Here is a 26,185-nt window from a genome sequence, read left to right as displayed (position 1 = left end):
CCGGGTGAACGAGCCCGAGAGCGCGCCGCGCAGTTCCGCCGACGAGCCGTGGCCGGTCCGTGTGGTGAGTCAGAAGATCACCGCCTGGATCAGCCGGCTCGGCTGGGTGTGGGTCGACGGGCAGGTCGCGCAGATCAGCCGCCGCCCGGGGTCGAACGTGGTGTTCCTGACCCTGCGTGACCCGTCGGCCGACCTGAGCCTGACTGTCACGACCAGCCACGACGTGCTGCATGCGGGGGCGCCGGAGCTGGCCGAGGGCGCCCGGGTGACGTTGCACGCCAAGCCGGAGTTCTATCCGGGCCGGGGCACGCTGAGCCTGCGGGCCGACGAGATCCGCCAGGTCGGCATCGGTGAGCTGCTGGCCCGTCTGGAGAAACTGAAACGACTGCTCGCCGCGGAGGGTCTGTTCGCCCGGGAGCGCAAGCGGCGGCTGCCGTTCCTGCCGGGCCGGGTCGGGCTGATCACCGGGCGGGCCAGCGCCGCCGAGCGCGATGTGCTGATGAATTCGCGCCGCCGCTGGCCGTCGGTCGACTTCCGGGTGATCAACGTGCCGGTGCAGGGTCCGACCGCGGTGGCGCAGATCATCGACGCGCTGAAGGTGCTCGACGGTGACGACACGATCGACGTGATCGTGATCGCCCGGGGCGGCGGCAGTGTCGAGGATCTGCTGCCGTTCTCCGACGAGGCGCTGTGCCGGGCGGTTTTCGCCGCCCGCACCCCGGTGGTCAGCGCGATCGGTCACGAGACGGACGCTCCGCTGCTGGACTATGTGGCCGACCTGCGGGCGTCGACGCCGACCGACGCGGCGAAACGGATCGTGCCCGACCTGGCCGACGAGCAGCGGCTGATCGCGCAGGCGCGGGGCCGGCTGGACCGGGCGGTGCTCGGCCTGATCGATCGGGAGCGGCACCGGATCGAGGCGTGGCAGTCTCGGCCGGTGCTGGCCCGGCCGGAGGCGCTGATCGGGCAGCGGGGCGCCGAGGTGACGGCGTTGCGTGACCGGGCGGCCCGCAACCTGGAGCATCGGATCCGGCGGGCCGACGACGCGCTGGAGCACACCGTGGCCCGGCTGCGGGCGTTGTCTCCGGCGAAGACGCTGGAGCGGGGTTACGCGATCGTGCAGCGTCCCGACGGCCGGGTGGTCCGGGCCGCGGACGAGGTGGCGGCGGACGACATTCTTCGGGTCCGGCTCGCCGACGGTGAGCTGCGAGCAGCGGTTATGGAGAGCTGATGAGCGACGAGAAACTGTCCTACGAGCAGGCCCGCACCGAGCTGGCGTCGGTGGTGGAGCGGCTGGAGCAGGGTGGCGGCACGCTGGAGGAGTCGCTGGCCCTGTGGGAGCGCGGCGAGAAACTGGCGGACGTCTGCCACCGCTGGCTGGACGGGGCACGGGAGCGGATCGAGGCGGCCCGCGCGGCCCGCGCCGACGATTAGAGCGACGACGCGAGCTTCTCCAGGTTCGTGGTGTCGGCACTGTTGCCGATGATCACGATCGTGCGGGTCTGCTCGGTCAGGATCAGCGCGGTCTCGTTCTCCCGGCCGGTGTATCGCATCCAGGTGCGCTCGCCGCTGCGGTAGGCGCCGGTCCGCTGGCCCTCCGCGCCGACTTCGGCCGGGACCAGGGTGGCCGGCGCGATGTTGCTCTGCACCAGCAGGATCGGCTTGTCGTCGGGGTCGACGTAGCCGAGACGCAGGGTGGCGCCGGTGTCCTCGCGGCGGAAGTTGGCCGACGTCACGTGCCAGCCGTCGCCGAGCCCGTCCGGCTGGGCGACCGGGAACTCGCGGGTGGCCAGCTCGATCGACGACGTCGGGTCGACCGAGATCGGCTTGTCGCCGTCGAGGACGACCCGGTAGAAGGTGAGGAACAGCGCGATCGGCACCAGCAGCACCAGCAGGGACAGGATCATGTCGCGCGGGCGGCGCTCCTCGCGGGCGGCGAGGCGCGGCGCGGCGGCGGGTGCAGGCGCGGGTGCGGGCGATTCGGAGGCAGGTTCCACGAACCCCATTGTTAACCACGTCGCTGAAACGGGACTCAACACGTCCTCGGATGCCAGGATCGGAGGCATCCACTGCCCCGCAACGTCGCGAGGAGGCCGCCGTGCCCGCCCGAGTCCCCCAGGATCTCGACCGCAACATCGCCCTCGACCTCGTCCGCGTGACCGAAGCCGCCGCCATGGCCGCCGGTCGCTGGGTCGGGCGAGGCGACAAGAACGGCGGTGACGGCGCTGCCGTCGACGCCATGCGCAAACTCATCAACTCGATCCAGATGCGCGGCGTCGTCGTCATCGGCGAGGGTGAGAAAGACGAAGCGCCGATGCTCTTCAACGGGGAGCAGGTCGGTGACGGCACCGGTCCGGAGGTGGACGTCGCGGTCGACCCGATCGACGGCACCACCCTGATGAGCAAGGGCATGCCCGGGTCGATCGCGGTGCTCGCGGTCGCCGAGCGGGGCGCCATGTTCGACCCGAGCGCGGTCTTCTACATGGACAAGATCGCGGTCGGCCCGGACTGTGCGGATGTCGTCGACATCGACGCCGGGGTGCAGGAGAACCTGCGCCGGATCGCCAAGGCGAAACGGTCGAGTGTCTCCGACGTCACGGTGTGCATTCTGGACCGTCCGCGGCACGCGAAGCTGGTCGAGGAGGTGCGGCAGGCCGGCGCCAACATCAAGTTCATCTCCGACGGTGACATCGCCGGTGCCATCTCGGCGGCCCGGCTGGAGTCCGACGTCGACGTCCTGATGGGCATCGGCGGCACCCCGGAGGGCATCACCGCGGCCTGTGCCCTGAAATGTCTCGGCGGCACGATTCAGGCGAAACTGTGGCCGCTCGACGACGCCGAGCGGGAGAAGGCGATCGGCGCCGGGCACGACCTGGACCGGGTGCTCAGCACCGACGACCTGGTCACCGGTGACAACTGCTTCTTCGTCGCAACCGGTGTGACCAGCGGCGACCTGCTCAAGGGGGTTCGTTACCGGGCGGGCGGCGCGCACACCCAGTCGATCGTGATGCGGTCCAAGAGCGGCACGATCCGGGTCATCGACTCCTACCACCGGCTGGAGAAGCTGGCCCTCTACTCGGCCGTCGACTTCGACGGGCACCTGCCGACGGTCCCGCTGTCCTGACCACTTCCGGTCAAGATCTTCATCTGGTACGGCGGGATCGGCTCTCGCCGTACCGGATGAAAGGTTGTCAGCGCCGCCGGAAGATGACTGCGGCGACCACCCCGCCGAGCAGGCCCAGCAGATGTCCCTGCCAGGAGATCCGCTGGTCGGTGGGCAGCACGTTGAACAGCTGGTACCAGTAGAGCAGCCCGATGAAGCCGGCGACCGCGAAGTGCCACCAGCTGCGTTCGACCAGGCCGCGGGTCAGCAGCAGCCCTAGATAGCCGAAGATGACGCCGCTGGCGCCGACGACCACCGTGTTCGGGTCGCCGATGAACCAGACGCCGACGCCGGCCACCGCCATGATCAGCGCGGTCGACCAGATGAACCGGCGTGCGCCGCCGGCCAGGACGAACGTGCCGAGCAGGATGAGCGGGACCGCGTTGCCGTAGAGGTGTTCCCACCCGTCGTGCAGGAACGGGCTGAACAGGATGCCGTCGATGCCCTCGACCGAGCGGGGGATGATGCCGCCGGCCAGGTCGAGGGTGCCCGGGCCGAGGGCGATGTCGATCGCCTCGACCAGGAACAGGGCCGGGACCACGGCGCACATCGTCACGAACGCGCGCCCCAGCGACGCGTAGAAGGCCTCGGTGCCGAACCGCGCCGCCTCGTCCGAGCGTGCGGCGGCCGCCCATTCGTAGCTCATGCGTTCGATGGTGGCAGGAGCTGGCCAGCACGGCCACTCGGGCGTCAGCTCAGCTTGCGGACCGCCGCCTGGATGTCCGCCCGGAATTTGGCGATCTGTGTGTAGACGCCGAAATAGCCGTCGCGGGCGCAGCCGAGCCCCCAGCTGACGATGCCGACCTGCACCCACCGGCCGAGACGGTCGCGGCGCACCATCGGCCCGCCGGAGTCGCCCTGGCAGGTGTCGACGCCGCGGCGGCCGGCGCAGATCGATTCGTCGCGGACCAGTTCCACACCCGCTTTGCGGTACGCCTTGGCGCACTCGTCGTCGGGGATCGTCGGCACCGTCGCGTAGTGCAGCCGCCGTTCCTGCTGGGGCGACGTCTCGCGGGTCTGCCCCCAGCCCATCACGGTGAACCGGCCCCGGTCGACGCCGTCGGGGGTCAGCGGCAGGGTGGGCAGGCTCAGTTCGCGTTCCAGACGGACCACCGCCCAGTCGTCGCCGCTGGTCTCGGTGACGAAGTCCGGGGAGCGGTAGACCTCCACCGATTTCACGGTGATCGCGGACCGGGACTGGAGGTCGGTGGCGCCGGCGGTCACGGTGATCCGGTCGTTGGGGCCGGTCGGGCCGACGCAGTGCCCGGCGGTGAGGACGACCCGGGGCGCGGTGAGGGTGCCGCCGCAGCCCATCGACAGCCGGACCGCCCAGGGGAACCTGCCGTCACCGGCGATCTTGCCGCCGACGACCTCGCGTACCGGGGGTCGCCCGGAATCCGCCCGAGCGGGCAGATCAGTGGCGGGGAGGGCACAAACCAGAAGGAAGAATGCCACTTTCCGGACCATGTGGACATTTGATCACAGCGAAACGGGGCCGCGCGGAAAGCCGCGCAGCCCCGTCGCGAGGTTCTGTCAGTACCAGCCGACGTTCTGCGAGTGGCTCCACGCGCCACACGGAGTGTCGTAGCGGCCCTTGATGTAGCCGAGGCCCCACTTGATCTGGGTGGCCGGGTTCGTCTTCCAGTCCGAGCCCTCCGACGCCATCTTGTCGCCGGGCAGAGCCTGCGGGATCCCGTACGCCCCGGAGCCGCTGTTGAGGGCCTTGTAGTTCCAGCCACTCTCCTTCTTCCACAGCTTGTCCAGGCACGGGAACTGGTCGAGGCCGAAGCCCTCCTCCAGCATCAGCGCGCACCCGATCTTGCGGCTGCCGCTGTACTCGTTGCAGGACTCGGGGATCTCGCCGGTGTAGGCGACCGGGCCGGAGGCCTCCTCGGCCTTCTTGGCCTCTTCGGCCTCCTTGGCCTCGATGACCTCTTTCTCCAGTTTGCGCGCCTTGGAGGCGGCGGACTGGACCTCGGTGGCGGCCTTCGCGGCGGCGGCCTCCTCGGCGACCACGCGGTGCGCGCGGGCGGCGGCGTGGTCGGCCTGACGCGCCTTCAGCAGCCGCATCTCGTCCTCGTTGGCCTGCAGGACGAGTTGCGCCTGAGCGCTCTGCTGCTGGTCGTCACGGTTCTGACCCAGGTACACACCACCGGTGAGACCGAGAACGAGAAGACCGACCGAGGCCGCACGGACACCCATCCGGCTCCAGAGCCGCTTCACGAAGATTCCCTTCGTCGGGGGCAAGGAAGCGGCGCGTCATCACCCCGGCCGGGGCGGACCTCGCCGCATGTTGCTCGCCGAACACCATGGCGCAACGTGAAGTGGATGTGAAACGCCAGCGTGGCTATGTGACTTTAGTCACACGACTTACCGGGTTATTCCGGCACGAAATAGCCACGCTGGCGTTCTCAAGATCTCTTACAGCGGGATTTCCTCCAGCAGGTCGGTCACCACCTCGGCAATCGGCGAACGTTCCGACCGCGTGAGGGTTACGTGCGCGAAGATCGGGTGGCCCTTCAGCGCCTCGATCACCGCGGTGACACCGTCGTGCCGGCCGACCCGCAGGTTGTCCCGCTGAGCGACGTCGTGGGTCAGCACGACCCGCGAGTTCTGCCCGATCCGGGACAGCACGGTCAGCAGCACGTTGCGTTCCAGCGACTGCGCCTCGTCGACGATCACGAACGCGTCGTGCAGGCTCCGGCCCCGGATGTGGGTCAGCGGCAGCACCTCGAGCATGCCGCGGGCCATCACCTCGTCGACGACGTTGGAGTGCGCCACCGAGCCGAGCGTGTCGAAGACCGCCTGCGCCCAGGGCGACATCTTCTCCGACTCGCTGCCGGGCAGGTAGCCGAGCTCCTGGCCGCCGACCGCGTAGAGGGGACGGAACACCACCACCTTCTTGTGGCGGTTGCGCTCCATCGTCGCCTCCAGGCCCGCGCACAGCGCCAGCGCCGACTTGCCGGTGCCGGCCCGGCCGCCCAGCGACACGATGCCGATCTGCTCGTCCATCAGGATGTCCAGCGCCACCCGCTGCTCCGCCGACCGGCCCCGCAGCCCGAACGCGTCCCGGTCGCCGCGCACCAGCTTGATCGACTTGTCCGGGTTGACCCGGGCCAGCGCCGAACCGCGCGGCGAATGGATCACCAGGCCGGTGTGGCAGGGCAGGTTGTCCGCCTCCTCGATCTCCAGCTCCTCGCCGGAGTAGAGCGAGACCACCTGCTCCTCGGAGAGCTCCAGGTCGGCCATGCCGGTCCAGGTGGGATCGCTGGCCTGGCCGTGCCGGTACTCGTCGGCGGTGATGCCGACCGAGGCGGCCTTCACCCGCAGCGGCATGTCCTTGCTGACCAGAGTCACCTCACGGCCCTCCGCGGCGAGCCCCAGGGCCACCGAGAGGATGCGGGTGTCGTTCGAGTCGTTGCGGAAACCCTGCGGGAGCACGCTCTGATCGGCGTGGTTCAGCTCCACCCGCAGCGTGCCGCCCTCGTCGTTGCAGAGCACCGGCTGGTCCAGGCGGCCGAACTTGATCCGCAGCTCATCCAGCATCCGCAGCGACTGCCGGGCGAACCAGCCCAGCTCAGGGTGGTGACGTTTGCCCTCCAGCTCGGAGATGACCACGAGAGGCACGACCACCTCGTGGTCGGTGAACCGGCGGAAAGCCGCCGGGTCGGACAGCAGGACCGAAGTGTCCAGGACGAAGACCCTGCCTGCGCTGGCGGGCTCCGCGTCGGCGTGCCGGTCCCGGGTCTTACGGCGACCCGACGTGGCACGGCTGCTGGAGACTTTGTCGGCCGGGTTCTGGTCGACCCCGGCATCGGTACGGCGAGATGTCACAGGCCTGCTCCAGCGGGCGTGCAACCCGGTCCGCCCGCGGTCCGCCACCTACCGGTCGCCGGCCCTCTGCACGGGGTCGGATTGCGGTCCCCGTGGCGCAGTCGTCGCAGGTCCGGGCCGACCGGCTGGCCCGGGATGACCCCGTGCCATGACTCAAACGCTAGCGGTCAACTACGTCCCGCGGTAGTGCGCAAAATCGGGCACTGGAGGGTGACGCTCGCCTCCCGGCCAAATCGCCAGGCTTAAAAGACGACCACTCGCGGGTAATCTGACTCCCGTGGCAGAGACTGTGCGTCCGATACACCCGCTGACCACCGACGAAGCGTGGGCGTTCACCGCGTCCCGCGCCTCCGCGACCACGTTCTTCTTCGACTTCGACGGTGTCCTCTCACCCGTCACCGACGACCCGGACGTCTCCCAGCCGGTGCCCGAAGTGCTGGGCGTCCTGGAGCGCCTGGCCGACTCGGTCGCCCGGGTGGCCATCGTTTCCGCCCGGCCGGTCAGTTTCCTGCGTTCCCGCTTCGCCAGCCTCGACAACGTCGACCTGCACGGCCTCTACGGCCTGGAGGTCTGGCACGACGGCCAGGTCGTCACCGAGCCGGCCGCCCTCGACTTCGTCCCGGCCATGGCCGAGCTGGCCGACCAGGCCCGCACCGAGCTGCCGCCCGAGATCCTCGTCGAGTACAAGCGGCTATCCGTGGCCCTGCACTACCGCACCGCTCCCGACCAGAGCCGCACCGTCGAGCGCTGGGCCCACGAGCAGGCCGAGCGGCTGGGCCTGCGCATCCAGCACGGCCGCATGGTGGTCGAGCTGAAGCCCCCGGTCGACCAGGACAAGGGCGTGGTGATCACCGAGGGCGTCCGCAACGCCGGCTGCGCCTGGTATTTCGGCGACGACATGTCGGACATCAAGGCATTCGACGCGCTCCGCGCCCGCGAGGCCGTCGACCCGGCCTTCTTCGGCATGGCGGTCGCCGTCGCCAACCCGGAGACCGGCGCCGAGGTCTCCAGCGCCGCCGACCTCACCCTCGAATCCCCCGACGCGGTGGCTGCCTTCCTCACCGAGGGCCTACGCCGCTTCTAACCCTCATCTGGTACGAGACCGGCCGCCCTCACCGACGTGGGCCGTCCCGTGGCGGCCCACGCGACGCAGACGTCGGGTCCCGGCCGAAACGCGGCCGCCGGGCTGAATCCGCCGGTACAGCCCAACCCCCTTCGAGCCTCCACACCGCGCCCCGCCGACAACGGCTAGCCACCCGCCGCTCGCCGCTCTCAGCTCGCCGCCCGCCGCCGCCTGCTGCCCGCCACCTGCCGCGCTCCGTTCGCTGCCTGCCGCCTGCCGCCCGCCGCCCGCCGCCCGCCGCCCGCCGCCCGCCGCCCGCCGCCCGCGGATCTTGCACGACTTTTCACGCTCGCGCCGATCTTGCAGCCCTTTCCACGCCCCAACAGGAACAAGACTGCAAGGTCTCCCCAGCGCAGTAGATCTTGCACGAAAAACCACGCCCAAACGTGAACAACCGTGCAAGATCGCCGCTAACGCGGAGAACCGTGCAAGATCTCCAGAGCTGAGCGGGGACGGATTCTTCGCAAATACGACATTCCAGATATCGGCCCGGTGTCTCAGCCGCCTGCGCGACCGATGCCATAGCCGGTGACTGGTGCCATCGCCGGTGACCGGCGCCGTAGCCGAAGGCTGGGCGGCAGGACATCGCACAGCAGAGGGATTGACCCCGAATACGGCGAAAGCCCCGAAGAAGCCTCCAGGACGGCGCGAGCTCACACCGGCGGGCGCGTTTCGATCCTGAGTGGCTTCGGAGCCGCGGGGCGGAGTGGTTTCCGGGGCGGTGTAGCCGTACCAGATAGGGGTCAGGCGCCGTAGCGACGCTGACGGGAAGCGTAGGAGCGCAGCGCGCGAAGGAAGTCGATGCGCCGGAAGTCGGGCCAGTTGGCGTCGTGGAAGTAGAACTCCGAGTGGGCCGACTGCCACAGCAGGAAGCCGGACAGGCGCTGTTCGCCGGAGGTCCGGATGACCAGGTCGGGGTCGGGCTGGCCGCGGGTGTAGAGGTGTTCGGCGATGTGTTCGACGTCGAGGATCTCGGCCAGTTCCTCGATCGTGCCGCCGGTGGCCGCATGTTCGTAGAGCAGGGAACGGACCGCGTCGGTGATCTCGCGGCGGCCGCCGTAGCCGACGGCCATGTTGACCTCGACGCCGTCGCAGCGGTCGCGGGTCTTCTCCTGCGCAGCCTTCAGGGTGGCGGCGGTGGCGGCGGGCAGCAGGTCGAGGGCGCCGACCATGCGCAGCCGCCACGGGTTGCCCTCTTCGGCGAGCTCGGTCGCCAGGTCCTCGATGATCTTGACGAGGGGGTCCAGCTCGGCGGCCGGGCGGCGCAGGTTGTCGGTGGCCAGCAGGTAGAGCGTGACGTGCTCGATACCGGACTGGTCGCACCAGGTCAGCAGGTCCTTGACCCGGGTCGCGCCGACACGGTGGCCGTCGTTGGGGTCGACGAAGCCCATCTCCCGGGCCCACCGGCGGTTGCCGTCGCACATCACGCCGATGTGTTTGGGCACGGGCTTGCCGGCCAGCTTCCCCGCCAGCCGCCGTTCGTAAAAGGTGTAGACCAGAGAACGCAGACTCATCACCCCAAAGCGTAGCCACCCACGCCACAGGCTCAAGCGGGGCGGGGCTCCATGGGGCCGTCTGCGAGGAGGATGCGCCCGATCGTGCGATCGCGGGCATCCGCCGACCGGCCGGTCCCGCCCGGGCGCCGTTGCCGCGGGCGGGACCGTCCGGTTGTCATGCGTCGGCGAGGCGCGCCTTCAACGCGTCGAGCTCGGCCCAGAGCACGGCCGGCAGCTTGTCGCCGAACTTGTTGAACCACTCGGTGACCTGCGGGATCTCCGCGGCCCACTCGGCCGGGTCGACCCGCAGCGCCGCCGCCAGGTCGGCCGGGTCGATGTCGAGCCCGGTCAGGTCGAGCGCCTCCGGGGTCGGCACGTGGCCGATCGGGGTCTCGACCGCGTCGGCCTTGCCGTCGAGGCGTTCGACGACCCACTTGAGGACGCGGCTGTTCTCCCCGAATCCGGGCCACAGGAACTGGCCCTCGTCGCCGCGCCGGAACCAGTTGACGTAGAACACCTTCGGCAGCTTGGCGGCGTCGCCGGACGCGCCCTTGGCCATGTCGATCCAGTGCTGGAAGTAGTCGCCGGCGTGGTAGCCGATGAACGGCAGCATCGCCATCGGGTCGCGGCGGACCACGCCGACCTGGCCGACCGCAGCCGCGGTGGTCTCCGACGACAGGGTGGCGCCCAGGTAGACCCCGTGCACCCAGTCGCGGGCCTCGCTGACCAGCGGGATCGTCGTCTTGCGGCGGCCGCCGAAGAGGATCGCGTCGATCGGCACACCACGCGGGTCGTGGTATTCGTCGGCGAGGATCGGGCACTGCTCGATCGGCGTGCAGAACCGGCTGTTGGGGTGGCTGGAGACGGCCTCGGACTTGGGTGTCCAGTCCTTGCCCTTCCAGTCGGTCAGGTGCGCGGGCGGCTCGCCCATGCCCTCCCACCAGATGTCGCCGTCGTCGGTGAGCGCCACGTTGGTGAAGACCGAGTTGCCCTTGGCGAGGGTGCGCATCGCGTTCGGGTTGGTGTGGAAGTCGGTGCCGGGCGCGACACCGAACAGGCCGAACTCGGGGTTCGTGGCCCAGAGCCGGCCGTCCTCGCCGAACCGCATCCAGGCGATGTCGTCACCGACGGTCTCGACCTTCCACCCGTCGAGAGTCGGCTCCAGCATCGCCAGGTTGGTCTTGCCGCACGCCGACGGGAACGCGCCGGCGATGTACCGGACCACGCCCTCCGGCGAGGTCAGCTTCATGATCAGCATGTGCTCGGCGAGCCAGCCCTCGTCGCGGGCGGCCACGCTGGCGATCCGCAGCGCGAAGCACTTCTTGCCCAGCAGCGAGTTGCCCCCGTAACCCGAGCCGAACGACCAGATCTCCCGGGTCTCCGGGAAGTGCGAGATGTACTTCGTCTCGTTGCAGGGCCAGGCGACGTCCTGCTGACCCTCCGCCAGTGGCGCGCCGATCGAGTGCAGTGCCGGCACGAAATCCGCGTTGGCCGCTTCGAGGGCGGCGAGGACGTCGGCGCCCATTCGCGTCATGATCCGCATGCTGGCCACCACGTACGGGCTGTCGGTCAGCTCGACGCCGAACATCGGCTCGGCCGCGTCCAGCGGGCCCATGCAGAACGGGACGACGTACATCGTCCGGCCGGCCATGCAGCCCCGGTAGAGCCCGGTCATCAGCTGCTTCATCTCGGCCGGGTCCATCCAGTTGTTGGTGGGACCGGCGTCGGCCTCGTCGACCGAGCAGATGTACGTGCGCTCCTCGACCCGCGCCACATCGGACGGGTCGGTGCGCGCCCAGAACGAGTTCGGCTTCTTCTCGTCGTCGAGCCGGACCAGGGCGCCGGACTCGACGAGCTCATCGGTGAGACGGGTCCACTCGGCCTCGGAACCGTCGCACCAGACGATGCGGTCGGGTGTGGTCAGGGCGGCGACCTCGTCGATCCACGCGAGCAATCGCGGGTGCGAGGTAGGGGGCTGAGTCAAGGTGAAGCTCCTTCGGTCGGCACTGACCTATGACTGACCTGCCGGTAAACCGGCTCTGTCATGGGGGAGTCACGTCAGCGTAAGCCCGACTGAGCATTGAGTTCATCGGTTGCACCTGTGGACAACCGCACAATCTTTGGTTGCTTTGCGCGCAGACGAGCGATTCTTCGCCGCAAAGCGCAACTGTGCGCAAGGCGGCCGTTCCGGGCCTAGCCACACCGTCGCTCTCGACAACTTTCACAAAAAGGACTTATCGGCTTAGACTTTCGCGTAATCGGGCTTTCCTCGCAGTTCCGGCCACAGGAGGCGGAATGACGATCCCGGGCGACGACGCGGACTCGGACACCGGCCTGTTGGCCGCGGTCCGGGCCGGCGACACCGCCGCGTACGGCACGCTCTATGAGCGGCACCACGTGGCAGCCCGCAAGTTCGCCTTCGGACTGGTCCACGATCCCGCCGACGTCGACGACCTGGTGGCCGAGACGTTCACCAAGGTGTTCGCCACGCTGCGCGCCGGCCGGGGGCCCCTCGTGGCGTTCCGCGCCTACCTGCACACCACCATGCGGCACCTCAGATACCAGCGGGTGCGGCTGGACCGGCGGCTGGAGTTCACCGACGACCTGACCCGGTACGACGCCGGCGAGCCGTTCAGCGACCCGGCCCTGGACCGGCTGGAGCGCACCTTCGCGGCGGCCGCCTTCCGGCAGCTGCCGGAGCGCTGGCGTGACGTGCTGTGGCAGACCGAGGTCGAGGGCAGCACCCCGGCCGAGCTGGCGCCACGGATGGGCCTCACCCCGAACGCGGTCGCCGTCCTCGCCCACCGCGCGCGCGAGGGGCTGCGCAGCCTCTATCTACAGCAGCACGTGGCCGCGGCCGACCATCCGGAGTGCCGGTGGGCGGGCGAGCGGCTCGGCGGCCAGGTGCGCGGCCGGCTCGCTCCGCGTGACGCACATCGCATGCGAACGCACCTCGGATGGTGCTCGGAGTGCCGGAACAGGCTCGCCGAGATCCGTGAAGTCGACGGATTTCGTCACGCTCCGTATCGCCAGCGTCACCATGCCGAGACCTCCGGTTAAGACCCGGCAACGAGGACGGCGCTGGGTGACCAGCCCCGGTACCCTCGGATCCGTGCCCCCCAAACTTCCCCAGGCGTTCACACTGCGCTCCCGGATCACGGGACTCGTCCGCGAGTTGGGCAAATTCGGCATCGTCGGCGGGATCGCCTTCACCGTCGACTTCGTGCTCTTCAACGTCCTGCTCCAGGCCGGGCTGGAGACACTGACCGCCAAAGCCGTCTCCACGGCCGTGGCCACCACCATCGCGTTCTTCGGCAACCGCTTCTGGACCTGGCGTGACGGTGAGCACACCAACATGGCACGGCAGTATTCGACGTTCTTCGTGCTGAACCTGATCGGCCTGGGTATCGCTCTGGCGTGCCTCGCGATCAGCCACTACGGCCTCGGGCAGATCTGGCCACAGTTGCAGAGCCCGCTCGCCGACAACATCGCCGGCGTCGGCGTCGGGACAGTACTCGGTACCATGTTCCGCTTCTGGTCCTACCGCCGATTCGTCTTCCGGGTCACTGCCGCCCCGGCGTCAGTTTCCCAGTGACTCGGCGTAATCGCCCCCGTTCCCGTAAGGTTGCCCAATGCCCTCAGCCAGTCCGCTGACGGAACGCCTCCGCCGGCTCGCCCCCGAAGCCATCGCCTTCGGCATCATCGGGGCCGGCAACACGCTGTTGTATCTCGCGATCTACTGGGTGGCGATGCCGATCGGGCCGGTCAAGGCGAGTGTCCTCGCCACGATCATCACCACCACCCTGGCGTACGTGGCGAACCGTTACTGGACCTACCGGCACCACACGCGGACCGCGCTGCGCCGGGAGTACACGCTGTTCTTCGGGTTCAACCTGGTCGGCATGGTCATCCAGTCGGGCATGACCTACCTCGGCAAGTACGGGTTCGGGCTGTCCGAGCACGACGACAAGTTCCTGCTGCTCGGCATGACGACGCTCGGCATCGGCATCGCCACGGTCTTCCGCTTCTGGGCGTACCGGACGTTCGTCTTCCTGAAGCCGCCCGTCGACGGCCACGAGGGCGCCATCACCGACATGGACGCGACCGCCGGGTTCGCCGAGCTGAGCGCGATCGACGAGCCGGGCAGCGTGGCTCACCTCGATCTGCGGCCCGAGCTCGACCCGCGCTGAGGCTCTTCCTCTTCCTCCTCGTCCTCGACAGCCGGGGCCAGCTCGATCAGCTCGTAGAGGGTGCTCTGCACCAGCGGCGCGGCGGGCACCCCGGCCAGCACGGCCCGCTGATCCCCGACCGAGTCGATGGTGAGCGTGCCGCTGCCGAGCAGACGGTCCAGCAACGACTGGGTCATCGAGTGGTCGTTGATCCGGTTGAGCGGCAGGTCACGCCGCTCCCGGTCGACGATGCCGCGCTGGGTCAGCAGGCGCTCGCCGGTCAGCACATACTCGGTGCAGCGCCAGTCGAGCAGCGGGTACAGCCCGTACCGGCCGCCGTAGTAGACCATGATCGCAGCGACCAGCAGCAGGCCGATCCGGCCGCCGTCGGTCGGCGGGAGCAGCACCAGGCCCATGATCAGACCGGCCACGGCCAGCAGGACCACGGCGGCCGGCAGCACCACTGCCTTCCAGTGCGGACGCAGATGGAGGACGATCTCCTCCTCGTCCGCCAGAACATCCTCCGGGAACGCCACGCCGTCAGCGTACGTGCAGAACATCCCCCGCTGAGACACGGAATTCCGTGCCTTCCTCCGTACGGATCACCAATTGGCCGTCGCGGTCCACGGCCAGCGCCGCACCGGACCGCTCACCGCCACCGGGCAGCAGCACCCGCACCTGACGGCCGATAGTGGCGCAGTTGCGCTGGTAGGCGGCGAGCAGCCCACACATCTCGGCGTCGCCCCCGGCTTCGCGCCAGCCCTCGTACCACCGGCCGATGCCGCGCAGCAGCGCCCGCAACAGCGGGCTGCGGTCCGGTTTGTCGGCGCCCGCCACGAGCAGCGACGTGGCCGGCACCCCGGTGGTCTCCGGCAACTCGTCGGCCCTGGTGCTGACGTTCAGGCCGACCCCGATCACCACGGCGTCACCGGACACCTCGGCCAGGATCCCGGCGCACTTGCGGTCGCCGACCAGCAGGTCGTTGGGCCACTTCAGCGCGGCGTCCACCTCGGCCACCCGGGCCACCGCCTCGACCAGAGCCACCCCGGCCAGCAACGGCAGCCAGCCGAACGCCGACGCCGGTACTCCCGGCCCCGGGCGCAGCAGCACGCTGGCGGTGAGACCGGCCCGCGGCGGCGACACCCACTGACGGTCGCGGCGGCCGCGCCCGGCGACCTGACTCTCGGCCACCACCACGAGACCTTCCGGCTCGCCGGCCGCGGCGGCCGCCGCGACGTCGGCGTTCGTCGAGCCGGTCTCCTCCCGCACCTCGATCTTCGACCACAATCCATTGGGTACGACCAGAGCACGGTTGAGTGCCCGGGCGGACAACGGCGGGCGGTCGAGCTCGGTGTAGGCCATCCCGGCAGCTTAGTGCGGGCCGGCGCTGTGCCTGCTCACGTAGGGCCGGGGGCGTGGGCTGGGCCGGTTCTCGGTGTCCTCGTCCTCATTCTGCCGGTCCCGCTGGGTCCACGTCGGCGACCGTGGCGGCCACTCCGGCACCGGCCCTATCGGCGACGCCGCCGGCAGGTCGAAACCGGTCGCCGGCTCGTAGTCGGGCACCGGTGGCAGCGCGGCGATCTCCGGCGAGTTGAAGAGCTCGTCCGGCAGCGGGGTCCAGTAGTCGCCCGGCTGCCGACGGTCCTCGTCCAGGTCGGTGTAGCGACCGGCGTAGCCACCCGGGTTCTCGATGTCACGCCGGGCCCAGGCCGGGCCGTCCGGCTCCGGCTCGCGGCGGCGCCGGCGGGGCGGCCACTGTCCGTTCTCGGGGTAGCCGTTCTCCGGGTAGCCGTTCTCGTAGCCCAGGCGTTCGTCGTCGTCGTACGGCGGCTCGCCGTGCTGCTCCTCGTCGTCGTCGGCCAGCCCAATCGAGGCCAGCCCGCTGGGGCTCCCCTCGCCCTCGGCCGGCCGGCCGCTGAAAGCGGCCGCCAGCCGCCTCCGGCGCTCGGGCCGGGGCTCACCGCCCTCGTCAACGCCGGCGTCCACCGTGGCTTGCGGCCCAGGTCGGGAGCTCGCCACGGATTCCGGGCGCCGGCGGCGAGGGGATGAGCCGGCACGATTCGCCCGACGAGCCCCGCCACCGAAGATCACGGTGCGGAAGCTGATCAGTGTGGCGAGGCCGCCTGCGATGAAGGCGAGCCCGGCCGCGGTCATCCAGTTCGTCACGCCGGTAGTAACGAATGGGGCATTGGGTATGAAACGCACGCGTAGCGACGCCCTCCGTGTGCGACGTTCTGCCAGTTACGATGCTGATCGTTGCCTTAACGATCGCTCAGAGGGTGGAGACCTTCGTGACGACAGAGCCCGACATCCACACCACCGCCGGCAAGCTCGCGGAACTCGCCCGCCGCACCGACGAGGCCGTGCACGCCGGATCGGCCCGTGCCATCGAGAAACAGCACGCCCGCGGCAAGAAGACGGCACGCGAACGCATCGAGCTGCTGCTCGACAAAGACTCCTTCGTCGAGCTCGACGAGCTGGCCCGGCACCGGTCCACCGCCTTCGGCCTGGAGAGGAACCGGCCGTACGGCGACGGCGTCGTCACCGGCCACGGCACCATCGACGGGCGCCAGGTGTGCGTCTTCTCCCAGGACTTCACGGTCTTCGGCGGCTCCCTCGGCGAGGTCTTCGGCGAGAAGATCGTCAAGGTGCTCGACCTGGCCATGAAGATCGGCTGCCCGATCATCGGAATCAACGACTCCGGTGGCGCGCGCATCCAGGAGGGTGTGGTCGCGCTCGGCCTCTACGCCGACATCTTCTTCCGCAACGTCCGGGCCAGCGGGGTCATCCCGCAGATCTCACTGATCATGGGGCCGTGCGCGGGCGGGGCGGTCTACTCCCCCGCGATCACCGACTTCACCGTCATGGTCGACCAGACGTCGCACATGTTCATCACCGGGCCGGACGTGATCAAGACGGTCACCGGTGAAGAGGTGGGGATGGAGGAACTGGGCGGGGCGCGTACCCACAACACCCGCAGCGGCAACGCGCACTATCTGGCCAGCGACGAGGAGGACGCGATCGAGTACGTTCGCGCGCTGCTCTCCTACCTGCCCAGCAACAACCTCGACGAGCCGGTCGTCTTCGACGCGTTCGAGGAAGGCGCTGACGACCACGCGCTGGACACCCTGATCCCGGACTCGCCGAACCAGCCGTACGACATCAAGAAGGTCGTGGAGACCGTCGTCGACGACTTCCTCGAGGTCCAGCCGCTCTACGCGCAGAACATCGTGGTCGGCTTCGGCCGGGTCGAGGGCCGGCCGGTCGGCGTCGTCGCCAACCAGCCGATGAGCCTCGCCGGGACGCTCGACATCGCCGCGTCGGAGAAGGCCGCCCGCTTCGTGCGCACCTGTGACGCGTTCAACATCCCGGTGCTGACCTTCGTGGACGTACCAGGCTTCCTGCCCGGCACCGGCCAGGAGTGGGACGGCATCATCAGGCGCGGGGCGAAACTGATCTACGCGTACGCGGAGGCGACCGTGCCCAAGGTCACCGTCATCACCCGCAAGGCGTACGGCGGGGCCTACGACGTGATGGGCTCCAAGCACCTCGGCGCCGACGTGAACTTCGCCTGGCCGACCGCGCAGATCGCGGTGATGGGCGCACAGGGCGCGGTCAACATCCTCTACCGGGGCGAGCTCGCCGCCGCCGAGGACCCGGCGCAGCGCCGGACCGAGCTCATCCAGGAGTACGAGGACACGCTGGCCAACCCGTACATCGCGGCCGAACGCGGTTACGTGGACGCGGTGATCCAGCCGTCACAGACCCGCGCCCAGGTGACCCGCGCGCTGCGGATGCTGCGCACCAAGCGGGAGACGCTGCCCCCGAAGAAGCACGGCAACATCCCGCTCTAGAGACTCAGGCCGCCTTCGGGCAGCCACTGGCCGGCCAGCAGGAACGCGCCGGAGACCAGGGCGATCGCGTTGACGACGAGGAAGACGCCGACCCAGAACAGCGCCGGCAGGTGGGTCAGCCGGGCCAACTGGTCGGCGTCCGAATCGCGCATCCGGCCCCGGCTGCGCAGACTCTGCAACTCGAAGACCGGGCGGACACCGCCGAAGAGCAGGAACCAGACCCCGGCGTACGCGAAAGCCGCCTGCGTCTCCGGCTCCGCATACCAGGACACGGCGAACACGATCGCGCCCGTGACCAGCAGCGACACCACGCCGAACAGGTTCCTGATGTTGATCAGCATGAGGAGCAGCAACACCACGGCCAACCACAGCAGCAGCGTGATCCGGTTGCCGCCGAGCAGCCACGCGCCCAGCACACCCACCAGCGACGGCGCGATGTAGCCGAAGAGCAGGGTGAGGATCATGCCGAGGCCGGTCGGGCGGCCGGCCGACAGGGTCAGGCCGGACGTGTCGAACTCGAGGCGGATGCCCTTCAACCGGCGGCCCGTCAACAGGGCGATCAGCGCGTGCCCGCCCTCGTGGGCGATCGTGACCGCGTTACGGGCCACCCGCCACACCGGTCGGACCGCCACCGCGAGGAACCCGGCCACCGCGGTGAGCAGCACCAGCGTCCCGGGCGGGTCGGGCTGTGCGCCCAACAACTGGTCCCAGAGATCAGTCACACCCTCGATCGACAACACGCCGGGGACTGTAGCCGATTCCGCTATGCGCGTCGCCTGGCCACGGCCTTGACCGGCTCGGGCTCGCGGTTGCCGAGCGACCTGGACGCGTACACACCGGCGGTGACGGTCACTGCCAGAACGGTCAGGACCAGCATCAACGCGAGCAGCCCGGTGGACGCCACGATGATCGCAACATCCGCCGCCGCCACCAGCATCCACAGGGCGATAGTCGGCTTACTGCCGTGTCGTCGGCAGTTCATGGTGCACCTCCATCCGTGATGCTGGATAACTACCCAGCATCACGGATCTCACGCACCTACTTCGGCTGGAACCCCGCGTAGATCTTCTCGAGGTCGGCCTTGGCCGCGTCCCAGTCGTCGGCCTCGGTGTACCAGGTCAGCACGTAGGTCTGCTTCTGCACAGTGATGACACGCCGCACGACGTGCTGCTTCGTACCGCCGCCGGCATTGCGTGAATACTCCATCTCGGCCGCCGGCATGCCGTTGACGGTGAGCCTTCTCGGCTGGCTCTTGTCGTAGCCGGTGCTGCTGTCGTCGTTCAGGTACTCGACCGGGTCCTGTGTGCCGCCGACGATGTCGATCCGGATCATCCGTCCCTTGCCCCAGTCGAGCATCGTCCCGGTGCCGCCGCCGGACCCCGACACGCTGTCAGGAACCCAGAAGCGGAAGCCGTTGCCCTGATAGAGACGCCAGCCGGCCGGGATCTGGGTGCTCGCCGACGACGGCGACGGACTCGGCTTCGACGGATTCGGCGACGGCGAACCGTTCTTCCCCGGTTCCTCCGATTTGTCACCGGCCGACGGCGCCGGTCCGGCCGAGTTGCCCACCGCGGCCGGTGTTGTCGGTTTATCCGAGTCGTCCGACCCGAACGCCTGCACCACGATGATGCCGACGAGCAGCAGGAACGTCAGAACGATGCCCAAGCCGATGGCGGCTTGGCGGCGGGTCAGCGTCGTGCCGAGGATGGTGATCCCATTGGTACGGCGAACGACCGGCCGCATCTGCATCGGCGTCCACGCCGGACGGTTCGGGCGGGAGAACCCGGGATCCGGCGCCAGATCGCCGACCACCTGGGTGGCCGGCTCCGTGGCGGTGACGATGCGACGGCGCGGCGGCATGCTGACCACCGACGTCTTGTCCTCGTCGGCGGACGGTCGGGGCCGGGCGGCCGGAAGCAGCAGGGAGGTCTTCTCGTCCTCGCCGGCCGTGGACGGGAGGGCGACCACGGAGGTCTTGTCCTCGGCGGGCTCGGCGGGCTTCTCTTCGACCTTCTCGGCGGCCGGCGCCTCGGGCTCCGGGTCCGGATCCGGGTCGGGTTCCGGCTTTTCGGCGGCCTCGGCCTCCGGCTCCACCTTCTCCTCGGCGGCGTCCGGCTCCGGCTCGGAGATTTCCGCCTCGATGCCGGTCGGCTCGGGCGTGTCGGCCGGGGTGACCGCCTCGGCGGCCTCGGCGGGTTCCTCCGCGTTGCCGTCCTGGTCGTCACCGTCGGCGGGCTTTGCATTACGCGGGGTCACCACAGGGAAACCGGAGGTCGCCTGGGCGAGGGAACGCTCGTGCTCGGGCGCGGCCTGCTTGCGCCGGTTGGCGACCACGTCGGCGGCGGTGAACCCGGTACGCAGCGCGTTGGTGGGCGCGTTGCTACCGACAGCCGACGGCGTGTCCGTGGAACCGGGCGTCTTCCCGGCGGCCGACGACGTTGTCCCCGCTTTTCCAGCGGCCGACGGCGTTGTTCCGGCTTTCCCGACGGCCGACGGCGTTGCGGCGTTTCCAGCGGCCGACGCTGTGCCGGCGCTTCCGGCGTCCGGCGGCGTTGCTCCGGCATTTCCGGCGCCCGACGCTGTGCCGGCGTTTCCAGCACCCGACGGCGTTGTTCCGGCGCCCGACGACGCCGTGCCGGCGCTTCCGGCGCCCGAAACGGGGGCCTGGCCCGAGGCGGGACGAGCTGCCCGGCCCGCATCCGGGCGAGGCGTCCGGCCGGCACCCGAACGCGACGAGGCATCCGCTCCGGATGGGGGCGCCTGGCCCGTACCAGAAAGGGGTTTTAAATCGTCGCGAACCGGCGGCGTATCGAGGCGCGTCGGGTCGAGTGGTTTGGCGCCGCGGCGCGGCGTTTCCGGCGGCTGGCCGCCGACCTGGGCCTTTCCGGAGGCGAAATGCGGCGGACGCCCATCGGCGCCGGGTGGCTGCGCGACCGGAGGACGAGGATTCGGTACGACCGGCGCCGAACCCGTAGCGGTCGCCCAACCCGATCCGGGCAGCACCGGCGGACCACCCGGACCACTCGGCAGTGACGGGCGCTCCCGGCCCACACCGGGCCGGCGCATCGTCGGGCTCATCGGGAACGTGATCTTGCCGCGGCGGCCGGCGGCCCGCGACAGCAGCCGCTCCGCCTCCTCCGCGTTGATCCGGTGCGCCGGGTCCTTGCGCAACAGACCGTTCAGCACCGGTTTCAGCGGCCCCGCGTTACGTGCGACAGGCACGTTCTCGGTGGCCAGCGCGGCCAGCGTGGCGATCGCCGACGGACGGGCGAACGGCGAGGCCCCCTCGACCGCGGCGTAGAGAGTGGCGCCCAGCGACCACAGGTCGGCGGCCGGACCAGCCGTGCCGTCCCGGGCACGCTCCGGGGCGATGTAGGCCGGCGAACCGAGCACCAGGCCGGTGCGTGTCACATTCGGATCGCCCGGGACGGTGGCCAGGCCGAAGTCGGTGAGCACCACGCGACCGTCCGCGCCGAGCAGGACGTTGCCCGGCTTGACGTCACGGTGCACGACACCGTTACGGTGCGCGGCCCGCAGAGCGTTCAGCACACCGAGGCCGATCTCGGCGGTGCGCAGCGCGTTGAACGGGCCGTCCTGAGCCAGGGTGTCCTGGAGGGAACGTGAGGCCACATACTCCATCACGATCCACGGGTCGGCGTCCGTGCTGAGCACGTCGAAGACACGCACCACGTTGATGTTGTTGAGCCGGGCGATGGCACGTGCCTCGCGAAGGGAGCGCTCACGCATCTCCTGCCGCTCACCCGGGGTGAGCCCCGGAGGCGGCACGAGCTCCTTGATCGCCACTTCTCGGTGCAGGACGACATCGGTCGCTCGCCAGACACGTCCCATCCCGCCCTGACCGAGCGGCGCGACGAGCCGGTAACGATCAGCGACAACGAGTGGGGGAGAAGAAGACATCACGCAGAAAATACCTGGTTCTGTCGAGCGGCCGCGAATTGATCAGCCGAGTGTGGGACACGTGTCACCGGATCTCCGGCCCAACGTCGTACGCTCGGTTGATGATTGCGGAACCGCTGGTCAGCGTCGTACGGGGAAGCCTAGACGATCATGAGGTGGCAGCGTTGGCCGCCATCCTGACATCTCGATCCACTTCGGTCAATTACCCCACGGCAGCTCAAGCCCCCTCAGATTGGCTACGTTCCGCCCGTCCGGGCGCCACCCCTCGAAGCTGGCAGACAGCAGCCCTCCCCCACTGAGGCGTCATCCACAGGGGGCGGTAGCCCAGGCCCAGATTCGCTAACCTCTCAGGGTCATCCGCCGCCGATCGATGGAAGGACGCCACTTGTCCGAGTACAGAGACTCGCCGGGGTGGTTGGGCAATGTCGACTACACCGATTTCGGCGCCATCGAGGCGGACATCAACGCCATGGAGCAGTTCGCGGCGCAGTTGAAGCTCGACATCGAGCAGAACTACGCCCCCTACGCGGACGCGGTGAGCGACACCATGATCAAGCAGCTCCCCGAGACGAACTTCTACGAGTTGCACCTGTTCCTGTATGCGCATGACCAGGTACAGATCGCCACCCAGATGAACGTGGCCGGCTACACCGACGGCACCTACAAGTTCGCCAGTGCCGCGAGCGGCATCAGCGAGCAGTACCGCGGCGCCGACGCCTTCGCGCGCGCCAAGGTCGCCGACGTGACCGCCCAGTTCGAGAAGACCGGCGAGACAGGGGCCCCGTTCCCCAGCAGCACGGATACCCAGACCGAGATCATCTCTGGGGGTGAGTGATGGCTGAGGATCCCTACGGCGGAGTCAGCGGCACCAGTTGGGCCGGCATGTCGGTCGAAGCCATCTGGGAATTACTCAAAGACCACAACAGCGGGCCACACCGGGAGATGGGCGGCGCTTGGCAGAGGTCGGCCATCCTCCTCGAGAACCATTTGCATCAGGTGCGGTCCTACCGAGACCGGCTGGCCGACGCCTGGCCTCCCGAGAAGAGCAAGGCCGCATACGCCTATCTGGAACGGCTCGAGCAACTCATCGCCAGCCTCGAAGAGACCCGACTCGCGGCCGACACCAACAAGCGCGCACTCGTCAGCGCGATCGACGCCGTGGACGAGAGCAAGGAGAAGCTCGCCCGCATCCAGAAGGAGTATGCGGAAAACCGGGTAAAGCTCCAGGAGTTCGAGAAGGCCCAGCAGGAGACCGCTCTGGCAACGATGGATCCGCTGCCCACCACACCTCCGGTGCCTTACAGCCGGCAGACCGAGCTCGAGCAGCAGGCCCGCAACACCATGCAGTCCCTGTCAGCCGAACTCGCCGCCGCACAAACCACCTTCATCGCCCCCCTGCCTTACTCCTTGCGAGCCGGGCGAGAGAACAGCTTTGAATCGCTCGATTCAGGTGGCGGATTCCCAGCCACCACAGCAATAGTGCCTGCATTTTCCCCGCGATCACTGAATCCGACAAAGACGTCAAGTGCTAGCGGCTCTGGCGGCAGAAACAAAGTGGAGCTACCCAGCAACGGGGAAACCAATCCGCCAAGATCGAACAAACCTTCCACTGAAGGCCCCATTCTCGGCGGCACGAAGACTCAACCACCTCCCATTGCAGGCCCACCCACGACAACGCCACCCAGCCCCAATACGCTGCCCACCAATACAATCAGCCCCAATACGGTCACTCCCGGAATTCCTCCCACCTCTATGGTGCCACCTCCTCGCGCATCGACACCAAGCGGCACGATCCCACCCACCAATGGTGGCCGGGGAATGGTGGGGTCAACCAATGGGATTATCGGCGGCTCGCCTTCCGGGATGATTGGCGGCTCACCTACCGGCCGCGCTGGCGGTCCAATGGGACCTTCAACACGAGGATCAACAGCCCAACGCATCAATCCCGTTGGCGGCATGATCGGCCAAGATTCAGGGATTCGCCCCGGACAGCGCAACGCCTCACGTCGCGAAGACGAAGCAAATCGACAATGGGACCCCGACAACCCGTGGGAGACGCTAGAAGGCGTCAATCCAGTACTGCTTCCATCACAGGAACAAAGGATCAACCCTGGCCCCACCATTGGTGGCCGATAGGTGGCAGGCAGCAAGATATCGAGAATCCTGGCACTCATCGTTTCTGCCACGGCAGTCGCCGTTTCCGCCCCCAGCCCCGCTTATGCCGACAGCATTCGCAGCATGCAGTGGCATACCCGCTACCTAAATATCAACCAAGCCCACAAAATCACCAAGGGCAGCGGGGTCACCGTAGCCGTGGTCGATAGTGGCATATACCGACACCAGGATCTGGTTCGGAATCTTAAGAAGGGAACCGACACGGTCGCGGGCGGCGATGGCTCAGGCCAGGTAGATAATGACGGTCACGGAACGAATATGGCCGGGATTATCGCCGGGCACGGCCATAACACCGACGACGGCGTTCTCGGCATCGCCCCAGAATCATCTCTAATTCCCGTCAAAAGCATCGGTGCGCAAGACAATGGACTCGGGCTCGAAGAAGGAATTAAATGGGCAGCCGAGGCCGGCGCCGATGTTATTAATGTATCCACCGGCGGACCTCGCTCAAGAGGAATAGAGGAAGCAATAGCTGCGGCCGTCAAAGCTGACGCAGTCGTGGTATCAGCAGCGGGAAACAGGTCTCAGACCCTGCGCCTCGACTATCCCGCAGCGATGCCAGAAGTTCTCGCCGTTGGGGCAACCGATAGAAACGGCAAGGTAGCCGACTTCTCACTCACCGGCCCTGCGGTTAGAATCTGCGCACCCGGCGTGGAAATCGTAACGACTGACATCAACGACAAATACGGAAAAGGCAGTGGAACCTCCGAGGCAACGGCGGTTGTTTCGGGGGCGGCGGCTCTTGTTAGGGCTAAGTTTCCGGAGCTTTCTGCGGCTGAGGTTGTTCATCGGCTTACTGCTACCGCTGACGACAACGGGCCGCCTGGGCGGGATGAGCAGTGTGGGTATGGGGTTCTTAACGTCGTTAAGGCTCTGACTGCTGATGTGCCTCCGCTCAATCCGTCCGGGAACGGTGGGTCGGCTTCACCTACTCCGGCGTCTTCCGTTGAGGGGTCGGCGTCTTCGGGAACGGGGGCCTCGCCGGCGGTGGCTGCTCCGGAGCCCGCTGGGAGCAATCTGCCGCTCCTTGCAGGGATCGGGGCCGCGGTTGTCGCTTTGGGGACGGTTCTTGCGTTTCTGGTTCGGCGACGGCGGCGGGGTTCGTCCTGAGCGGAGCCTTCGACGGCGACGTGAACGGTGTGCCCCGCTGAAAGCACCTCAAAGGGGGACCCGAGAGGAACTGTGCCGACTGCTAACTGAGCGCTGTTCAGCAACCCTCGGCTTTCCCCTGCCTCCTCAGGGCTCGGGCCTCCCTGGGCTCCGTTTCCTACCGCCGCTTTGAGTGGTGCTTCGGATGGCGTCCCGGACTGCGGGCGGTTTGGGGCTTCGAGCGAAGGTTGCGGGCGGTGCGGGAGCAGCAGTTTGGTGGAGAACGTGGCTGAAACACGCCGGTTGCTCACGGTTTTACATCGGTGGGGCTTGTAGGCTCGATTGTCGTGCAGACCGACATCGTGTATCGCCTGATTCTTGCCTCGGCCAGCCCTGCCCGGCGGGCGCTGCTCACCGGGGCCGGGATTGACGCTGAGGTGATCGTCAGTGGCGTGGACGAGAGTGTCGTCGATGCCGATGATGCCTATACGACCAGTCTTGCTCTTGCTCGGATGAAGGCTCGTACGGTGGCTGCCAATCTGCCTGCGGATCCGGCCGCGCTGGTGCTGGGGTGCGATTCGGTGCTGGCGTTCGAAGGGGAAGTGTTCGGCAAGCCGGGCAGTGCGGACGAGGCGATCAAGCGCTGGGCCGCCATGCGCGGAAAGTCTGGAGTGCTGCACACCGGGCATCACCTGACCGGGCTGGTCAGTGGGCTTCAAGCTGAGGCGGTTGGTACCACCACCGTGCATTTCGCTGATGTCACCGATGCCGAGATCGAAGCCTATGTGGCGTCGGGTGAGCCGCTTCAGGTGGCGGGGGCGTTCACGCTCGATGGGCGGGGCGGTGCGTTCGTCGAGCGGATCGAGGGCGACCCCGGAAATGTGATCGGTCTCTCGCTGCCGCTGCTGCGACGACTGCTGGCCGACATGGACATTCCGATCACCTCGCTCTGGCGCCGCTGACAACTGTGCACCCGTTCGGCCCTTCGAAGTAGCGGCGGGCCGCTTCCGTGGACACGAAAAGAACCTCACCGACCGCTGGCGGACTCGACGGCGACGACAAAAGCACACGACCAGTGGCCTTGGCCGCCGATCCGCTCCTCTTCCTCGGTGGATCTTGCACGAATGTGCACCTACCGGCCGACCTTGCAGGTTTCTCCACGCCCCGACGAGGAGAAGGCTGCAAGATCTCCGCGGCGAAGTGGTTCTTGCACGGCAATTCACCCCAGGGTCGGGAAATACGTGCAAGTTCGCGAGAACCCGGAAATACGGCTCTCCGGTCGTATGTGTGGGTGGTTTGAGGGGTTTAGACAGGCGCACGCCGTTGCAGGCCTTAGGTTCCGGTTTGTCGAGACAGGATCCGAA

General features: G+C 68.4%; 25 protein-coding genes and 1 pseudogene. 13 read left to right on the top strand and 13 right to left on the bottom strand.

Translation table 11 applies throughout. The features are described from left to right. The first annotated feature begins 4 nt into the window (after positions 1 to 4). Both xseA and AB0E94_RS37850 read left to right on the top strand, forming a co-directional pair. Positions 5 to 1,231, top strand: coding sequence for an exodeoxyribonuclease VII large subunit (gene xseA / locus AB0E94_RS37855; protein WP_360336494.1), 1,227 nt, complete (start codon positions 5 to 7; stop codon positions 1,229 to 1,231). After that, positions 1,231 to 1,434 carry an exodeoxyribonuclease VII small subunit gene (locus AB0E94_RS37850; protein WP_317790164.1) on the top strand — a complete coding sequence of 68 codons (204 nt, stop codon included), beginning with the start codon at positions 1,231 to 1,233 and terminating at the stop codon, positions 1,432 to 1,434. The genes xseA and AB0E94_RS37850 overlap by 1 nt, the downstream gene beginning before the upstream one ends. Here the strand turns inward: AB0E94_RS37850 and AB0E94_RS37845 are convergent. After that, complete coding sequence (locus AB0E94_RS37845) at positions 1,431 to 2,006, bottom strand: DUF4245 domain-containing protein (RefSeq protein ID WP_360336491.1); 576 nt, start codon at positions 2,004 to 2,006, stop codon at positions 1,431 to 1,433. The two genes, AB0E94_RS37850 and AB0E94_RS37845, sit on opposite strands and share 4 nt — an antisense overlap. Positions 2,007 to 2,098: 92 nt before the next feature. Between AB0E94_RS37845 and glpX the strand changes: the two genes are divergently transcribed. Next, positions 2,099 to 3,124: a class II fructose-bisphosphatase gene (gene glpX / locus AB0E94_RS37840; protein ID WP_360336489.1), complete on the top strand. Its 1,026-nt coding sequence runs from the start codon at positions 2,099 to 2,101 to the stop codon at positions 3,122 to 3,124. A gap of 67 nt (positions 3,125 to 3,191) precedes the next feature. Here glpX and AB0E94_RS37835 read toward each other — a convergent pair whose 3' ends face one another. From AB0E94_RS37835 to AB0E94_RS37820, 4 genes are all read right to left on the bottom strand, one after another. After that, entirely contained in the window at positions 3,192 to 3,809 is a 618-nt protein-coding gene (locus AB0E94_RS37835) for a rhomboid family intramembrane serine protease (protein WP_360336487.1), read from the bottom strand. A 44-nt stretch (positions 3,810 to 3,853) separates the two neighbouring features. After that, positions 3,854 to 4,618, bottom strand: a complete 765-nt coding sequence (locus AB0E94_RS37830; RefSeq protein ID WP_360336485.1) for a serine protease — start codon at positions 4,616 to 4,618, stop codon at positions 3,854 to 3,856. A gap of 78 nt (positions 4,619 to 4,696) precedes the next feature. Further along, positions 4,697 to 5,386, bottom strand: a complete 690-nt coding sequence (locus AB0E94_RS37825; protein ID WP_360336483.1) for a lytic transglycosylase domain-containing protein — start codon at positions 5,384 to 5,386, stop codon at positions 4,697 to 4,699. Between the two features lie 198 nt (positions 5,387 to 5,584). Next, entirely contained in the window at positions 5,585 to 6,997 is a 1,413-nt protein-coding gene (locus AB0E94_RS37820) for a PhoH family protein (protein ID WP_360336481.1), read from the bottom strand. 277 nt (positions 6,998 to 7,274) lie between these two features. Between AB0E94_RS37820 and otsB the strand changes: the two genes are divergently transcribed. Beyond that, on the top strand, positions 7,275 to 8,081 hold the full coding sequence (gene otsB, locus AB0E94_RS37815) for a trehalose-phosphatase (protein WP_360336479.1): 807 nt from the start codon (positions 7,275 to 7,277) through the stop codon (positions 8,079 to 8,081). 782 nt (positions 8,082 to 8,863) lie between these two features. Here otsB and AB0E94_RS37810 read toward each other — a convergent pair. Then, positions 8,864 to 9,634 carry an isoprenyl transferase gene (locus AB0E94_RS37810; RefSeq protein ID WP_360336477.1) on the bottom strand — a complete coding sequence of 257 codons (771 nt, stop codon included), beginning with the start codon at positions 9,632 to 9,634 and terminating at the stop codon, positions 8,864 to 8,866. Positions 9,635 to 9,791: 157 nt separating this feature from the next. After that, complete coding sequence (locus tag AB0E94_RS37805) at positions 9,792 to 11,600, bottom strand: phosphoenolpyruvate carboxykinase (GTP) (protein ID WP_360336475.1); 1,809 nt, start codon at positions 11,598 to 11,600, stop codon at positions 9,792 to 9,794. 311 nt (positions 11,601 to 11,911) lie between these two features. Between AB0E94_RS37805 and AB0E94_RS37800 the strand changes: the two genes are divergently transcribed. The 3 genes from AB0E94_RS37800 to AB0E94_RS37790 are packed head-to-tail and all read left to right on the top strand — an operon-like array spanning position 11,912 to position 13,806. Further along, entirely contained in the window at positions 11,912 to 12,676 is a 765-nt protein-coding gene (locus AB0E94_RS37800) for a sigma-70 family RNA polymerase sigma factor (RefSeq protein WP_360336473.1), read from the top strand. 52 nt (positions 12,677 to 12,728) lie between these two features. Next, positions 12,729 to 13,211 carry a GtrA family protein gene (locus tag AB0E94_RS37795; protein WP_360336471.1) on the top strand — a complete coding sequence of 161 codons (483 nt, stop codon included), beginning with the start codon at positions 12,729 to 12,731 and terminating at the stop codon, positions 13,209 to 13,211. A gap of 37 nt (positions 13,212 to 13,248) precedes the next feature. Continuing rightward, positions 13,249 to 13,806, top strand: a complete 558-nt coding sequence (locus AB0E94_RS37790; RefSeq protein ID WP_360336469.1) for a GtrA family protein — start codon at positions 13,249 to 13,251, stop codon at positions 13,804 to 13,806. Here the strand turns inward: AB0E94_RS37790 and AB0E94_RS37785 are convergent. The 3 genes from AB0E94_RS37785 to AB0E94_RS37775 are packed head-to-tail and all read right to left on the bottom strand — an operon-like array spanning position 13,770 to position 15,771. Next, positions 13,770 to 14,321 (bottom strand): PH domain-containing protein, encoded by a 552-nt coding sequence (locus AB0E94_RS37785; protein ID WP_360336467.1) that lies wholly within the window; start codon positions 14,319 to 14,321, stop codon positions 13,770 to 13,772. The genes AB0E94_RS37790 and AB0E94_RS37785 overlap by 37 nt on opposite strands. A gap of 4 nt (positions 14,322 to 14,325) precedes the next feature. Next, on the bottom strand, positions 14,326 to 15,147 hold the full coding sequence (locus AB0E94_RS37780; protein ID WP_360336465.1) for a biotin--[acetyl-CoA-carboxylase] ligase: 822 nt from the start codon (positions 15,145 to 15,147) through the stop codon (positions 14,326 to 14,328). A gap of 9 nt (positions 15,148 to 15,156) precedes the next feature. Then, complete coding sequence (locus AB0E94_RS37775) at positions 15,157 to 15,771, bottom strand: hypothetical protein (protein WP_360336463.1); 615 nt, start codon at positions 15,769 to 15,771, stop codon at positions 15,157 to 15,159. 305 nt (positions 15,772 to 16,076) lie between these two features. Between AB0E94_RS37775 and AB0E94_RS37770 the strand changes: the two genes are divergently transcribed. Next, positions 16,077 to 17,639, top strand: coding sequence for an acyl-CoA carboxylase subunit beta (locus AB0E94_RS37770; protein ID WP_360336461.1), 1,563 nt, complete (start codon positions 16,077 to 16,079; stop codon positions 17,637 to 17,639). On the opposite strand, the gene AB0E94_RS37765 is transcribed toward AB0E94_RS37770, so the two are convergent. The 3 genes and pseudogenes from AB0E94_RS37765 to AB0E94_RS37755 all read right to left on the bottom strand — a co-directional run. Further along, positions 17,636 to 18,379, bottom strand: a complete 744-nt coding sequence (locus AB0E94_RS37765) for a M50 family metallopeptidase (protein WP_360336459.1) — start codon at positions 18,377 to 18,379, stop codon at positions 17,636 to 17,638. The genes AB0E94_RS37770 and AB0E94_RS37765 overlap by 4 nt on opposite strands. Positions 18,380 to 18,402: 23 nt before the next feature. Then, on the bottom strand, positions 18,403 to 18,621 hold the full coding sequence (locus AB0E94_RS37760) for a hypothetical protein (RefSeq protein ID WP_360336457.1): 219 nt from the start codon (positions 18,619 to 18,621) through the stop codon (positions 18,403 to 18,405). 1,442 nt (positions 18,622 to 20,063) lie between these two features. Beyond that, positions 20,064 to 21,557 (bottom strand): annotated as a pseudogene (locus AB0E94_RS37755) (protein kinase); the annotation flags it as partial. Positions 21,558 to 21,658: 101 nt separating this feature from the next. Here AB0E94_RS37755 and AB0E94_RS37750 point away from each other — a divergent pair. The 5 genes from AB0E94_RS37750 (at position 21,659) to AB0E94_RS37730 (ending at position 25,783) form a co-directional block, all read left to right on the top strand. Next, on the top strand, positions 21,659 to 21,856 hold the full coding sequence (locus AB0E94_RS37750; RefSeq protein WP_360336455.1) for an acyl-CoA carboxylase epsilon subunit: 198 nt from the start codon (positions 21,659 to 21,661) through the stop codon (positions 21,854 to 21,856). Positions 21,857 to 21,942: 86 nt separating this feature from the next. After that, positions 21,943 to 22,392: a hypothetical protein gene (locus AB0E94_RS37745; RefSeq protein ID WP_360336453.1), complete on the top strand. Its 450-nt coding sequence runs from the start codon at positions 21,943 to 21,945 to the stop codon at positions 22,390 to 22,392. After that, a complete protein-coding gene (locus tag AB0E94_RS37740; protein ID WP_360336451.1) occupies positions 22,392 to 23,693 on the top strand; it encodes a hypothetical protein in 1,302 nt (433 codons plus the stop codon). The genes AB0E94_RS37745 and AB0E94_RS37740 overlap by 1 nt, the downstream gene beginning before the upstream one ends. Before the next feature lie 102 nt (positions 23,694 to 23,795). Further along, the gene (gene mycP / locus AB0E94_RS37735; RefSeq protein WP_360336449.1) at positions 23,796 to 24,842 is read left to right on the top strand and encodes a type VII secretion-associated serine protease mycosin; all 1,047 of its coding nucleotides are present in this window, start codon (positions 23,796 to 23,798) and stop codon (positions 24,840 to 24,842) included. 326 nt (positions 24,843 to 25,168) lie between these two features. Next, positions 25,169 to 25,783, top strand: a complete 615-nt coding sequence (locus AB0E94_RS37730; protein ID WP_360336447.1) for a Maf family protein — start codon at positions 25,169 to 25,171, stop codon at positions 25,781 to 25,783. Positions 25,784 to 26,185 lie beyond the last annotated feature (402 nt).

This window comes from Actinoplanes sp. NPDC026670, assembly GCF_040638175.1.
Classification (GTDB): Bacteria; Actinomycetota; Actinomycetes; order Mycobacteriales; family Micromonosporaceae; genus Actinoplanes.
This window is presented reverse-complemented; position numbering and strand designations above follow the sequence as displayed.

Bases quoted from the DNA above. Each gene is read 5' to 3' on its own strand.
- AB0E94_RS37850 (WP_317790164.1), top strand. From the start codon at position 1,231: ATGAGCGACGAGAAACTGTCCTACGAGCAGGCCCGCACCGAGCTGGCG.
- AB0E94_RS37845 (WP_360336491.1), bottom strand. From the start codon at position 2,006: ATGGGGTTCGTGGAACCTGCCTCCGAATCGCCCGCACCCGCGCCTGCA.
- AB0E94_RS37835 (WP_360336487.1), bottom strand. From the start codon at position 3,809: ATGAGCTACGAATGGGCGGCCGCCGCACGCTCGGACGAGGCGGCGCGG.
- AB0E94_RS37810 (WP_360336477.1), bottom strand. From the start codon at position 9,634: ATGAGTCTGCGTTCTCTGGTCTACACCTTTTACGAACGGCGGCTGGCG.
- AB0E94_RS37800 (WP_360336473.1), top strand. From the start codon at position 11,912: ATGACGATCCCGGGCGACGACGCGGACTCGGACACCGGCCTGTTGGCC.
- AB0E94_RS37790 (WP_360336469.1), top strand. From the start codon at position 13,249: ATGCCCTCAGCCAGTCCGCTGACGGAACGCCTCCGCCGGCTCGCCCCC.
- AB0E94_RS37780 (WP_360336465.1), bottom strand. From the start codon at position 15,147: ATGGCCTACACCGAGCTCGACCGCCCGCCGTTGTCCGCCCGGGCACTC.
- AB0E94_RS37760 (WP_360336457.1), bottom strand. From the start codon at position 18,621: ATGAACTGCCGACGACACGGCAGTAAGCCGACTATCGCCCTGTGGATG.
- AB0E94_RS37750 (WP_360336455.1), top strand. From the start codon at position 21,659: ATGATTGCGGAACCGCTGGTCAGCGTCGTACGGGGAAGCCTAGACGAT.
- AB0E94_RS37740 (WP_360336451.1), top strand. From the start codon at position 22,392: ATGGCTGAGGATCCCTACGGCGGAGTCAGCGGCACCAGTTGGGCCGGC.
- mycP (WP_360336449.1), top strand. From the start codon at position 23,796: ATGCAGTGGCATACCCGCTACCTAAATATCAACCAAGCCCACAAAATC.